General features: G+C 66.7%; 12 protein-coding genes. 6 read left to right on the top strand and 6 right to left on the bottom strand.

Annotated features, from left to right (window positions below):
* Positions 1–55 precede the first annotated feature (55 nt).
* Positions 56–931 (bottom strand): 50S ribosomal protein L11 methyltransferase, encoded by an 876-nt coding sequence (locus FIU89_RS04155; RefSeq protein ID WP_152491423.1) that lies wholly within the window; start codon positions 929–931, stop codon positions 56–58.
* A 22-nt stretch (positions 932–953) separates the two neighbouring features.
* Positions 954–2,186, bottom strand: coding sequence for an MFS transporter (locus FIU89_RS04150; protein WP_152491422.1), 1,233 nt, complete (start codon positions 2,184–2,186; stop codon positions 954–956).
* 142 nt (positions 2,187–2,328) lie between these two features.
* Between FIU89_RS04150 and FIU89_RS04145 the strand changes: the two genes are divergently transcribed.
* Complete coding sequence (locus FIU89_RS04145; RefSeq protein ID WP_152491421.1) at positions 2,329–3,393, top strand: YeeE/YedE family protein; 1,065 nt, start codon at positions 2,329–2,331, stop codon at positions 3,391–3,393.
* 228 nt (positions 3,394–3,621) lie between these two features.
* Here FIU89_RS04145 and FIU89_RS04140 read toward each other — a convergent pair whose 3' ends face one another.
* Entirely contained in the window at positions 3,622–5,823 is a 2,202-nt protein-coding gene (locus FIU89_RS04140; RefSeq protein ID WP_152491420.1) for a primosomal protein N', read from the bottom strand.
* Between the two features lie 122 nt (positions 5,824–5,945).
* Between FIU89_RS04140 and fsa the strand changes: the two genes are divergently transcribed.
* On the top strand, positions 5,946–6,599 hold the full coding sequence (fsa, locus tag FIU89_RS04135; protein ID WP_152491419.1) for a fructose-6-phosphate aldolase: 654 nt from the start codon (positions 5,946–5,948) through the stop codon (positions 6,597–6,599).
* A 209-nt stretch (positions 6,600–6,808) separates the two neighbouring features.
* Positions 6,809–7,219, top strand: coding sequence for a hypothetical protein (locus FIU89_RS04130; RefSeq protein WP_254701787.1), 411 nt, complete (start codon positions 6,809–6,811; stop codon positions 7,217–7,219).
* Positions 7,220–7,342: 123 nt separating this feature from the next.
* Here the strand turns inward: FIU89_RS04130 and FIU89_RS04125 are convergent, their stop codons facing one another.
* Entirely contained in the window at positions 7,343–9,034 is a 1,692-nt protein-coding gene (locus FIU89_RS04125) for a hypothetical protein (protein WP_152491417.1), read from the bottom strand.
* A 246-nt stretch (positions 9,035–9,280) separates the two neighbouring features.
* Between FIU89_RS04125 and FIU89_RS04120 the strand changes: the two genes are divergently transcribed.
* The 3 genes from FIU89_RS04120 (at position 9,281) to FIU89_RS04110 (ending at position 11,707) form a co-directional block, all read left to right on the top strand.
* The gene (locus FIU89_RS04120; protein WP_152491416.1) at positions 9,281–9,988 is read left to right on the top strand and encodes a DUF484 family protein; all 708 of its coding nucleotides are present in this window, start codon (positions 9,281–9,283) and stop codon (positions 9,986–9,988) included.
* Positions 9,985–10,917, top strand: a complete 933-nt coding sequence (locus FIU89_RS04115; RefSeq protein WP_152494394.1) for a tyrosine recombinase XerC — start codon at positions 9,985–9,987, stop codon at positions 10,915–10,917. Before FIU89_RS04120 ends, FIU89_RS04115 begins: the two co-directional genes overlap by 4 nt.
* Positions 10,918–11,011: 94 nt before the next feature.
* Positions 11,012–11,707, top strand: a complete 696-nt coding sequence (locus FIU89_RS04110) for a phosphatidylcholine/phosphatidylserine synthase (protein ID WP_152491415.1) — start codon at positions 11,012–11,014, stop codon at positions 11,705–11,707.
* Here FIU89_RS04110 and FIU89_RS04105 read toward each other — a convergent pair.
* Together FIU89_RS04105 and FIU89_RS04100 are read right to left on the bottom strand one after the other, a co-directional pair.
* The gene (locus FIU89_RS04105; RefSeq protein WP_254701786.1) at positions 11,704–12,132 is read right to left on the bottom strand and encodes a methylated-DNA--[protein]-cysteine S-methyltransferase; all 429 of its coding nucleotides are present in this window, start codon (positions 12,130–12,132) and stop codon (positions 11,704–11,706) included. The two genes, FIU89_RS04110 and FIU89_RS04105, sit on opposite strands and share 4 nt — an antisense overlap.
* An 84-nt stretch (positions 12,133–12,216) precedes the next feature.
* Positions 12,217–13,185 (bottom strand): OmpA family protein, encoded by a 969-nt coding sequence (locus tag FIU89_RS04100; RefSeq protein WP_254701785.1) that lies wholly within the window; start codon positions 13,183–13,185, stop codon positions 12,217–12,219.
* Position 13,186 lies beyond the last annotated feature (1 nt).

Here is a 13,186-nt window from a genome sequence, read left to right as displayed (position 1 = left end):
GAAATGTGGCAAAAGTGGGGCACCTGCCTTAATATGACTGTTTTTCCAAGCCTTTTCAGACACTTTTACGGGTCATTATCGTCGTCCACTCACCAATCTGGTCCCGTGACACGACACTGTTTCCAGCCTGGGTATAGACCGCCGCAACCTCGTCGGCCTGCTCGTTTAAAATACCGGACAGAATCACCCTGCCCCCCGGCTTCAGCGCATCGGTGATCCCCGGCGCCAGCGCGATCAGGGGGGCTTTGAGGATATTGGCGAACACCAGGTCGAACGGCGCGGCCCCGGCGATTCCCGGATGGTCCAGCCCTTCGGCCTCCAGGCAACGCACCCGGCCCATCAGGTCGTTGGCCGCCACGTTGACCTCTGCCACCTCGACCGCCACGGCGTCGATGTCGCTGGCCAGGATCGTCGCCTCGGGCCAGACCCGCGCCGCCGCCATGGCCAGCACCGCCGTGCCGCAGCCCAGATCCAGCACACTGTCTTGCGCGCCCTGCTCGGCGTTCAGCCGGTCCAGCGCCTTCAGGCAACCCAGCGTCGTGCCGTGATGCCCGGTGCCGAACGCCATCGACGCCTCGATCAACAGCGGCAGCGCATCCTCGGGCACCTTGTCGGCGTCATGGCTGCCATGGACAAAGAACCGCCCCGCCACCACCGGTGTCAGTTCCCGCTTCACCTTGGCGACCCAGTCCGTCTCGGGCAGTTCCGAGACGGTGAAATCCTTCGCCCCGTGCAGCGACGCCAGCAGCGCCAGCCCCGCCGCATCCGGTTCCGCCTCGAAATAGCCGCCCACTTCCCACAGGCCCGAGCCGTCCTCCAGCTCGAACACGCCCACGCCCGTGGGTTCGGGTGTCAGCCGTTCCAGCGCCTCGCCCAGGGCTTCGGCCTCGGATTTGCCGGGCAGGGTCGTCAAAGCGGTGAATGTGGGCATAGAGCCTCCCTTGGCGATAAGATCACTCCGCCGGGGCGGGCGCCCGGGCGGTCAGGATCGTCTCATACCCCGGTTCTGGGTGACGGGGAATAAGCATCGCAAGGATAAATGACACGCCCGCCATCGCGGCGGCCATCACGAACACCGCCACCGGCGACACCAGCCACAGATACCCCAGCGCGGCCGGCAGGAACACGGCGGCGATATGGTTGATCGTGAAGGCCACGGCGGCGGTGGGCGCGATATCGCCCGGATCGGCAATCTTCTGGAAATAGGTCTTCAGCGCCAGCGCCAGCGCGAACAGCAGGTGGTCCACCACGTAAAGCGTCGCCGCCAGCACCACGCCCCAGCCGAAGAAATACAGGCCCCCGTAAAGCAGGAACACGATCGCCAGCCCCGCGTATTCGAACAACAGCGTCGCCCGCTCCCCGAACACATGCACCGCCCGGCCCATCAGCGGCGCGAACACCATGTTGGCCACCAGGTTGATCAGGTAGAGCGCGGTGACCTCGTGCACCTCGAAGCCGAACTTCTCGACCATCATGAAACCGGCGAAGACGATGAAGATCTGCCGCCGCGCACCGGCCATGAATTGCAGCGCGTAATAGAGCCAATAGCGCCGGCGCAGCACCATCTTCTTGATCTGCGGATTGGGCGCCTCGAATTGCGGGAACGCGACGATACAGTACAGCGCGATCAGCACCGTCGCCCCGCCCGCGATCATGTAGACGGTGTTGTAACTCAGATCCAACGTCTCCCACGTCATCACGATCAGCACGTAGGCCACCAGCGTCGTGCCCGACCCGGCGGCCAGCAGCCAGCCCAGCATCTGCGGCGCGCGCTCCTTCTTCAGCCATTGCAGCTGCAACGACTGGTTCACCGTCTCGAAATAGTGAAACCCGATGGAACTCAACATGGTGATCGTCAGGATCCCGCCCAGGGACGGGAACCAAGCGGTAATCGCCGTGGCCACGCCAAGCAGGATCAGCGACACCAACGCCAGCGTCTGCTCGCGCATGAAAACGATGATGGCGATCACCCCGATGGCCAGGAAACCTGGGATTTCCCGCACCGTGTGCAACCAGCCGATATCCGAGCCGTCGAACCCCGCCGCCTCGATGACGAAATTGTTGAGCAGCGCCGACCACGTCGCAAAGGCCAGCGGCATCGCCGCCGCCATCAGAAAGAGCAGCGCCACGGGCCGCTTCCAGATCGGCAGCTCGCGCGCCAGTTCAAGGGGGTATGTCCTCGCCATGCACGTGCTTTACGCCCATCTTCCGGCTTTGACCATTCCCTCCCGCGCAAGGCGGCTGTGCAAAAATACGCGGCCTGATCTGGATCAAGGCCACGCATCCGGGCCGGTGGCATGACCCGATGCGGAAGGAGAGGCACGGGTCATGGACATTCTCGCCCTCGTGGAATGGATCGACGAGGCCCCGGCAGCGGCGCTCCTGGGCCTTCTGACCGGCGTGATCTTCGGCGTCGCGGCGCAGCGCTCGCGCTTCTGCCTGCGCGCGGCGGCGGTGGAATTCGCCCGTGGCCGCATGGGCGACCGCATCGCGGTCTGGTTCCTGACCTTCTCCACCGGCGTGGTCTGGGTGCAGGGCGCGCAGCTTCTGGGCCTTTTCCGCGCGTCCGATGCCCGCATGATGGCCATCCCCGGCAGCTGGTCGGGCGCGGTGATCGGCGGGCTGGTCTTCGGCGCGGGCATGGTGCTGGCGCGCGGATGTCCGGGCCGTTTGCTGGTGCTCGCGGCCACCGGCAACCTGCGGGCCATCACCGCCGGCCTGGTCTTTGCCGTCGCGGCACAAATGAGCCTGTCGGGCATGCTCTCGGGCCTGCGCACCCGACTGGCCGCGCTCTGGACCACGTCGGGCGGCCACAACATGGACCTGCTCAGCACGCTCGGCCTGCCCTCCTATGGGGGCCTCCTGATCGGCCTCGGCTTCGCCGCTCTCGCCCTCGTCGTCTCGCGCCGCAACCGCATCGGCGCCGCCCGCCTGCTCTTCGCCTCCGGCGTCGGCTTTGCCGTGGCGGTGGGCTGGGTTTCGACCTTCGCGCTCGCCTCGGTCAGCTTCGAGCCCGTCGCGGTGACAAGCGCCACGTTCAGCGGCCCCTCGGCCAATACGCTGATGTTCTTCCTGGTCTCGGACCCGGTGCTGAACTTCGATATCGGCCTGGTGCCGGGCGTCTTCCTCGGCAGCTTCCTTGCCTCGTCCTATGCCCGCGAATTCCGCTTCCAGGGATTCGAGGATGCCGCCAACATGCGCCGGATGATGACCGGCGCGGTGATGATGGGCTTCGGCGCGATGCTGGCCGGGGGGTGCTCCATCGGCAACGGCGTCACCGGCGCGTCGATCTTCGCCGGCACCGCATGGCTGGCGCTCTTCTCGATGTGGATCGGTGCGATGGTGACGGATTTCCTGGTCGATCAAAGAGGCGTGGGCGCGCAGGCCGCATGAATTTCAAGCCGCGCGGAGTCAAGGCGCAGCTTGCTGCGCCGCCGCGCGATCGCCAGACCGCCCCCCGGGCTGGCGATTGGCAGACGTCGGCGCTTCCATTTGAAGTCTTCCGGAGTTGGCGTTGATAAAGTGCGCTGAAAGGCCGGCAGGACGGCAGCCCGCGGTCTGGCGATCACCCGGCCCCAGGAAGCCCGTCCCGGGCTTGACCCGGGACCTCCCGCGAGACGCTCACATGAAACTCTGCGGGTCGATATCCACCGCCAGCCGGAACTGGCTCGACCCCTTGACCGGCGCGATCCACTGCGCCAGCGCGCCTTGCAAGGCCACCCCCTTCGGCGCCTTCACCAACAGCCGCACCCGGTGCCGCCCCCGCACGCGCGCAATCGGCGCCGGAGCCGGGCCGAACACCTGTGCCCCCACCGCCCGGATCGGGCCGTCGTTGCGCGCCAGCGCATTGCCGATATCGAACGCCTCCTGCATGTCCGTCGACGACAGGATGATCCCCGCCATCCGCCCGAAGGGCGGCACACCCGCATGTTGCCGCTCGCCGGCCTCGGCGCGCCAGAAGCCTTCCTCGTCGCCGGTCAGAATGGCCCGGATCACCGGGTGCTCGGGCTGGAAGGTCTGCAACAGCGCCACCCCGGCCTTCTCGGCCCGCCCCGCGCGGCCCGCCACCTGCTGCATCAACTGGAACGTCCGCTCGGCAGCGCGCAAATCCGACCCCTGAAGCCCCAGATCGGCGTCGATCACGCCGACCAATGTGAGATTGGGAAAGTTGTGCCCCTTCGCCACCAGCTGCGTGCCTACGATAATGTCCGCGCCCCCCGCCGCGATCTCCTCGATCTGCGCCTTCAAGGCGCGCGCCGATCCGAACATGTCCGACGACAGCGTCGCCACCCGCGCCTCGGGGAAAAGCGCCACCGCCTCTTCCGCCATCCGCTCCACGCCGGGGCCCACGGCGGCCAGCTTGCCCTCGACGCCGCAGGCCGGGCAGGCCTCGGGCATCGGCTTGGTCTCGCCGCACTGGTGACAGACCAGCCGCTTCAGGAAGCGATGCTCGACCATCCGCGCGTCGCAATGATCGCACCCCACCTGGTGCCCGCAGGCCCGGCAGATCGTCACCGGCGCATAACCCCGTCGATTGAGGAACAAGAGCGACTGCTCGCCCTTCGCCAGCCGCGACTCGACGGCGGCCCGTAGGGTGGGTGAAACCCACGCGTTGCTGGCCAGCCGCTCATCGCGCATATCCACCGCGCGCAGCTCTGGCATCACCGCCGGTCCGAACCGCGCCGTCAAATCCAGCCGCCGGTACTTTCCGGCCTCCGCGTTGGCCCATGTCTCCAGGCTCGGCGTGGCCGAGGCCAGCACCACCTGCGCCGCACACAGACTACCGCGCAACACCGCCATGTCGCGCGCATTGTAAAGCACCCCGTCCTCCTGCTTGTAGGAGGTGTCGTGCTCCTCATCGACAACGATCAGCCCCAGGTCCCGAAACGGCAGGAACAACGCCGACCGCGCGCCCACCACCAGCTGGCACTGCCCCTGGCCCACCATCTTCCAGATGCGCCGCCGCTCGGTCATGGTGACGCCCGAATGCCACTCGGCGGGCTTCACCCCGAACCGCGCCTGCACCCGCGTCAGGAACTCGGACGTCAGCGCGATCTCCGGCAAGAGCACCAGCGCCTGTCGCCCCTGCGCGATGCATTCCGCCACCGCCTCCAGGTAGACTTCCGTCTTGCCCGACCCGGTTACACCGCGCAGTAGCGTCGTGCCGAACACGCCTTCTCGCAGCCCCGCGCGCAGCGCATCCGCCGCCACCGCCTGATCCTCGGTCAGCTCCGCCCCCGGCCGCGCCGGGTCCAGCCGTGGAAACGGCGCATCGCGCGGCGTGTCTTCCTCACGGACAACCCCTTGCTTCACCAGCCCCTTCACGACCGAGGACGTCACCCCGGCCATGTCGCTCACTTCCTTCAGGGTAAAGCCCAGCCCGCCATATTCCTTCAGCACGGCGATCACCTTGCGCCGCGCCTCGGTGTCGCGATCGGGCCGCCCCTCGCCCAGCCGATAGATCTTCTGCATCGACGGCGGGTCGCCCAGCCCCGGCGCGCGCGTCGCCAGCCGCAGCATCGCGGGCAGCGGCGTCAGCGTGTAATCGGCGGCCTTGGCGATGAAGGCCTGCAACTCCTCGCGCATGGGTGCCGCGTCCAGCACCCGGATGACGGACCGAATCTTCGACAGGTCATAATCCCCGGCCCCCGCGCCCCAGACCACGCCCAGCACCTTGCGCGGCCCCAGCGGCACCTCGACGAACGCCCCCAGGTGACAGCCGCCCTCCGGCGCCTTGTAATCCAGCACACGGCCCAACGGTTGCGTCGTAAGAACGCCCACCAGCTGGCCGGTTTCGAAAAAACTTGCACCGAAATACGTCAAGAACGGCGACCTTCGTCACGAGGTCCCGGGTCATGCCCGGGACGGGGGGTTTCGGGCGCATACCTTATGAGGTAAAGCATCCGACAGGAAACCCCAACGCGGCCAAGAGAGGGCCTTTCGAGATGAAATTCTTCGTAGACACCGCCGACGTCGACGCCATCAAGGAACTGAACGACCTGGGCATGGTCGACGGCGTCACCACCAACCCCTCGCTGATCCTCAAGTCGGGCCGCGACATCCTCGAAGTGACCAAGGAGATCTGCAGCCTGGTCGAAGGCCCCGTATCCGCCGAGGTCGTCGCCGTCGAGGCCGACCAGATGATCGAGGAAGGCCGCAAGCTCGCCGAGATCGCAGACAACATCGCCGTGAAGGTCCCGCTCACCTGGGACGGGCTCAAGGCCTGCAAGGTGCTCGCGGGCGAGGGCAACATGGTCAACGTCACGCTTTGTTTCTCCGCCAACCAGGCACTGCTGGCGGCCAAGGCGGGGGCCACGTTCATCTCGCCCTTCATCGGGCGTCTGGATGACATCAACCTCGACGGCATGGACCTCATTGGCGACATCCGCACGATCTTTGACAATTACGGGTATGAGACCCAAATCCTCGCCGCCTCGATCCGAACGGTCAACCACGCCACCCAATCGGCCCTGATCGGCGCCGACGTGATGACCGCCCCGCCGGACGTGATCAAGAAAATGGCGTCGCATCCCCTGACCGACAAAGGGCTCGACGCGTTCCTCGCGGACTGGGAAAAAACCGGACAGAAGATCCTGTAGTCAGGCGGCCCGCAAGGGTCAGATCCAATTCGGACGGTTTCGAAGGCCGCGCGTCCCGGTTAGCGGCCTGTCACATGGCGATGACCCACACGCCGCGCGCGTTGACAGGACAAAATCACCTTAAAATGGACACCAAAGGCACCAGGTTGAACGGCGAAATCACATTCGCCCGGTTGTCAGACATAGAGCCAACTGAAATCGAGACGCACATGTCCGACCCACGGATGGCGGAACACATGCCCCTTCTGACCACCGCATGGGATGCCGCAACCGTGGCGCGCTTCGTGGCAGCAAAGGAAGCGTGCTGGGCCCGTGACGGCCTCGGGCACTGGGCGATCCTGCACAACGACCGCTATGTCGGCTGGGGCGGTTTCCAGAAAGAAGGCGACGAGTGGGATTTCGGACTGGTCCTGAAGCCGGACGCCTTCGGCCTCGGCCGGCGCATCACGGCGCAGGCCCTCGCCTTCGCCCGGTCCGATCACCGCATCCCCTTCGTGACCTTCCTGCTGCCGCCGTCTCGAAAGAAACTGGCGGCGCTCGACCGGCTGGGGGCCAGGCCCGTCGGCCAGGTCGACTACGACGGCGCAAGGTTTCTCAAGTTTCGCCTCGAGACCGAATGATCGCGGCCTGCTGGAAGCAGACGCCGCGACCCTAAAAAATTTCCAAGAACGAGCGCGCGACAGGCAACACCCTCGTCGATTTGCGCGGCATCGCCATGGACCGGCGCGAGGCCCGGTGCCGCGTCAATTCCGCTGCATCTGCTGCCCGGTCTGGTTATACGCCTGCATCGGGTTGAAATTGGCGTTGTTGGTCAGGATGATCGCCCCGTTCTGCAATTCCCACGCGTAATTGTAGTTCTGGTTCAGCAACACGGTGCCGCCCGAGGGCGTCTGCCACGGCTGGACTTCCCAGATGCCGTTGATCGACTTGGCGTGGCCCGCATCCTTCATGCCTTCGCGCCGTTTCCAGCTTTCGAACATCATGTCCCCGATCGAGGTATCGGCCCCGGCCACACCGCCCCCCCCGGCCGGGCGCGGCTGGCGCAATCTGGTGGCCCACCACTGCCGTTCCAGCTGCTTCCACTGCGGATTGACCCGCAAGTTGTTCAGGATGGGGACAAAGCCGGGATGCCCTTCGTCCAGTTTGCCCACGGGGGTGAACACCCCCATCACGAGCGCCGTCCGCCCGTCGCGAAAGATCGCGCCATCGTAATTCGCCTCGGCATGTTTGGTGATCACTACGAAATAGGCATCGTTCTCGCGCTGCTGGGTCCGCACATGCGCCCGGATCACGACCCCGTCCGCCCACGCCCTTGCCGTCTCCGGCCAGCTGGCGCGCCACTGCTGTTCGATCAGCTCGACCAGGGGCTTCAGGTCCGGCGGGCGGTCCACGTTCTGGATCGTGACCTGCATGAGGGTCGAGAGCGCCGGGAAATAGGCCCGCGCCGCCATCTCGGCATCGGTCAGGTCCTGGCCCAGGCACATGTAGCTCACCGGACCGTAGGACGACACGCCCCAGCTGAGCGGGTTCATGTAGGCAAGCCCATAGGCCTGGTCCTGCGTACCCGCCCCCCACATCAGCGCGGCGCCCGTGAAACAGCCCCCCTGGCCATCCGAGTGGCTCCATTGCACGCCGCCCTGCGTGTCCCAGCCGGCGGGCACAAGCGTCTCGTAGGCCAATACCGCCTGCCCCGTCGGCCCGTTGCTGTCGAGGATCTGAACGCGCCGCATTTCCAGCCCGTCTTCGGGCAGGGCTGCCGCCCCCGTCGTTTCCGCACCGGCGCCGGTCGTGGTCTGGTTCGCAGCGCCCGGTTGAGTGCCGCCAGCCGCATCCGAGAACGCGGTGAATCGGGCCTGTACATCGCCCTCGGCCGCGATGCCGACGCTGCCATGGCCAAAGAGGTCTCCGCCGACCGACCCAAGCGACGTGCCATTGAGCAGATAGGTGATTCCGTCGCCGTCTTCCTCGACGGTCAGCCGGTTCGCCGCACCCTGCCGGAACGCGTCGCTGGACATCTCGACCAAGGGCCGGACCCCGTCGCTGTCGCGCCGGAACACCCGCACCATGCCTCGCGCGTCGAGCGTTATCATGTGATAGCGGTCCCTCCGCTCGTTGAGACCATAAAGCACTCCGGCAGAGCCTGCGCTGTCGGGATGAACCTCGAGCTCCACATCGACCCGCCGCCGCCCTTCGGTGTCGGGCTCCGGGCCCACGTAGAAATACGTGATCGCCTGCGGATTGCCGGTATTCGCGATTTCGAAACCGTCGCCGTTGTTGGTGTATCGCCAGCCGTCGTCCTGCCCCGTGGCCGGCAGAAACCCTGCAAGACGTCCCATCCCCGTGCCGCCGGATTGCGCGGCCACCGGGCTGGCCTGGACCAGGCAGAGGACGAGAAAAGACAGGACAACGGCAAGGGCCAAATGAATTGCGCGCATGGCACATCCTTTCGAAATGAAGGCGATCTAAATCAATTGCCGCGATGTTATGGGAGAATCGGATTGGCACAAAGGGAATTGGCAGCGCTCTCGCGGGACGGGCCGCGCTCTCGCGTTCCGGCAAGCACAACGCCCGGCACGCCCCCGGGGCACGCTGCGCGCAAAAATCCGGTCATCGCCGAGAAATCTGTTGCGGCATCGCCCCCGCATATCTGATAAGCTTGGAAAAAATAATCAGAGGCAGACATGAGCAGCAAGCCCGAGATGAACGACCAGATGCGCGACAAGATCATCGCGCAACCCGATGTTATCCTTGAAGACCAAGACCTTATGCGCGCCCTCATCGCCGCGAACGAACGCGCCATGGGCAACAATATCGTCGATTTGCGCGGCATCGCCATGGACCGGCTCGAGGCCCGGCTGGAACGGCTGGAAGACACCCACCGCTCGGTCATCGCCGCCGCGTATGAAAACCTCGCCGGCACCAACCAGGTGCACCGCGCCATCCTGCGGATGCTCGACCCGGTCGAGTTCGAGGACTTTCTTCGCAATCTCGGCGGCGACGTCGCCACCATCCTGCGTGTCGATTGCGTGAAACTGGTGCTGGAATCCGTCCAGAACGACGCCGACCCCGCCGTCAAGCGCCTGGGCGATGTCCTCTCCGTCGCCGAACCGGGTTTCATCGAGCGGTATCTCGGCGCCGGTCACCCCGGCCCCGTGCGCCAGGTCACCCTGCGCCAGGTCAACGAGGGCGACGCCCGAATCTATGGCCGCGAGGCCGAGTTCATGCGCTCCGAGGCGTGCCTCCTGCTCGATTTCGGCGAAAGCCGCCTGCCCGGCCTGCTGGTCATGGGGTCCGAGGACCCGCACCAGTTCAGCCCGCAACAGGGCACCGACCTTCTGTCCTTCTTCGCCGGCATCTTCGAACGGGCGATGCGCCGATGGCTGTCATGATCTCCGCCGCGGCCCGCGACGCGCTTCAGGCCTGGCTCGATCATCACAAGTCCCTGCGCGGCGCGTCCCCTCACACGCTCGCCGCCTACGGGCGTGACGTGGCGGACTTCCTGGCCTTCATGACCGAGCACAAGGGCGCGTCCCAGGGCCTCGGCGCGCTGGCCAAGCTCAGCGTGTCGGACATGCGCTCCTGGATGGCCTTCACCCGCGGCCGCGACGTGGGCGCCCGCAGCCTCGCGCGCAAGCTCTCGGCGGTCAAAAGCTTCTTTGGCTGGCTGGCAGAGCGCGAAGGCGTCGACCCGGCGGCGGTCCTCGCCGCCCGCGCGCCCAAGTTCCAGCGCAAGCTGCCCCGGCCGCTGACGCCCGATGCCGCCCGCGCGGTCATCGAAACCGCCGAGACCCAGCATCCCACCGGCTGGATCGCCGCCCGCGACCAGGCGGTGATAACATTGCTTTACGGCTGCGGTCTTCGGGTATCCGAGGCGCTTGGCCTCACCGGCCGCGTCCTGCCCGTGGGCGACAGCCTGCGCATCGTCGGCAAGGGTGGCAAGGAACGCATCGTGCCGGTCATCGCCCCCGCCCGAACCGCCCTGGCCCGCTATCTCGACCTCTGCCCCTATCCGACCCAGCCCGACACGCCGATTTTCCGCGGCGCCCGTGGCGGCGCGCTCTCGCCCCGCGCGGTGCAGAGACTCATGGCCAGCGTCCGGATGCAGCTTGGCCTGCCCGCCACCGCCACGCCCCATGCCATGCGCCACAGCTTCGCCACGCACCTGCTGAATGCCGGCGGCGACCTGCGCGCGATACAGGAACTTCTGGGCCACGCGTCCCTGTCGACCACCCAGGCCTACACGGCGGTCGACACCGCCCGCCTCATGGATGTCTACAACCAGAGCCATCCCAAGGCCCGCGCCCCCGGCAAGGCCTGACCCTGTCGGCCCAAAGCCACAGCGCCCCTCGCCCAAGGCCGTCCGCGCCGATTTGCAATTGCATCCCCTGCCTCATTCCCCCATCACGGGTGCCATGAGCCTGCGTATGAAAGCCCTCCTCGTGCATCTGCTGACCGCCACGGGTGCGGTCTTCGCCATGCTGGCGATGCTCGCCGCGATCCAGGAGAAATGGTCGCTGATGTTCCTCTGGCTGGTGGTGGCCTTCGCGGTGGACGGCATCGACGGCCCGCTGGCGCGCAAATACGACGTCAAGACCAACTTCCCGCTCTTCGACGGCGTGCTCCTGGACCTGATCATCGACTACCTGACCTACGTCTTCATTCCCGCCTTCGCGCTCTTCGAGTTCGGCCTGCTGCCGGGCTGGACCGGCTGGGTCGCGATCATCATCATCACCTACTCCTCGGCGCTCTACTTCGCCGACACGCGGATGAAGACGAAAGACAACTCGTTTTCCGGCTTCCCGGGCTGCTGGAACATGCTGGCGCTTGTGCTCTTCGCGATCGAGCCCAATTTCTGGGTCTCGCTGACCATCGTCACGCTGCTGGCGGTGTCGATGTTCCTGCCGCTGAAATTCATCCACCCGGTGCGCACCGAACGCTGGCGCTGGATTTCCCTGCCGATGATCGTCGCCTGGACCTTCTTCGCCGGCTGGGCCGCCTGGGTCGATTTCCACCCCGAAAGCTGGGCCCACTGGGGCCTCGTGGTGACCTCGGTCTACCTCACCCTCGCGGGCATCGCGCAACAGATCATCCCCCAGCGCAACGCCTAGAGCAACAGCCCCGCCGCGCCCTCGTGGCGCAACAGCCAGACCTTGGTCTCGATTCCGCCGGCACCGGAATAACCGCCCAGCCCAGCGGCGCCCAGAACCCTGTGACACGGGATGATCACCGGGATCGAATTGCCGCCGCACGCCCCGCCCACCGCCTGCGCGGGCACGCCCAGCGCCTTCGCGATATCGCCATACTCCCGGGTCTCGCCCCACGGAATCGCCAGCATCGCGGCGCAGACCTCGCGCTGAAACTCCGATCCTTCGGGCGCCAGCGGCAGATCGAACGCCTGCAACCGGCCCTCGAAATACGCCGCCAGCTGCGCGCAGGCCTCCTCCAGTTCGGGCCGCGCCTCCGCCGCCCCGGCCTGCCCCCAGCCGACGCCAATGATCGATGCGCCGTCGCTCGTCACCCGCAGCGGTCCCACCGGGCTCTCCATCCCGACCTCATAAACCGACCCCGGCTTTTTCTTGCCAAAAATACTCAAATCCCGCCCTCTCGGCCCCGCGCCTCACTCGGTGTTGAGCAGCACCGCCTCCACCCGCCGGTTCGCCTCGCGCCCCTCTTCCGTCAGGTTCGAGGCGACGGGCGCGAGATATCCCATCCCCTCCGCCGCAAGCTGCCTGCGCGGGATGTCATACTCCGACACCAGCCGCTCCAGCACCGCCGCCGCGCGGCGCCGCGACAGCGCGGTGTTGTTTTCCAGCGTGCCCACCGTGTCGGTGTGCCCCACCAGCGCCACGCGCCGCTCCGGGTCTTCGCGCAGGAACGCCGCCAGCGCCTGCAAGGACGGGTGCGGCCCCGGCCCCAGCGACACCGTGCCGGTCTCGAAATCCAGATCCGACAGGACCGCGTGCCCGACCTGAGTCAGCCGCTCCGCCAGCGGTCCGGTCTCCGCCTCGGGCATCCCGCCGGTGGTGACCGTTTCCTCCGGCGGCGTCGCCTCCTCCGCGGTCAGGCTCCCGGTCGCCGTCTCCGATTGCGCCAGCCGGATGACCTGGATATAGCCGCTGCCGGACACCTGGCTGACCAGCACGGTCACGTAATCCATGACGCCTCCCGCCCCCTCCTTGCGCGCAGACAGGAAGCGATAGTCGCGCAGGTCCACGAACATGTCCGGCGCGGGCAATATCCGCGTGTTGAACCGAAAATCGAACCCGCCGCATTCCCGCGCCGCGCAGTCCAGCATGATCGAATACCCTGCCTCGACGACCTGTCGCCGCAAGGGGCGCTGCAACTGCAGGCTGGTCAGCCCCGGCGCATCCAGCCGCCACGCCTGCTGCAAAAAGAACCCCTCGGCGTCGATCGCCGGGATCTGCCCGTCAGCATAAACGTCCGTCGGCACAAGATAGGCTTCGGCGGCCCGGCGCACCTCGCCGGTCAGCGTGGCCCCCGCGGGCAGGCTCAGCTCCAGCGCCCCGGCCTCCGCCGCGGCCCCGAGACCCAAGATCAGACCGACCGAGGTTGCCCACTGCCCCACC

It is taken from the genome of Roseovarius sp. THAF27 (assembly GCF_009363655.1).
Lineage (GTDB): Bacteria > Pseudomonadota > Alphaproteobacteria > Rhodobacterales > Rhodobacteraceae > Roseovarius.
Note: the sequence above shows the minus strand (reverse complement) of the source record. Positions and strands in the feature narration are given on the sequence as shown.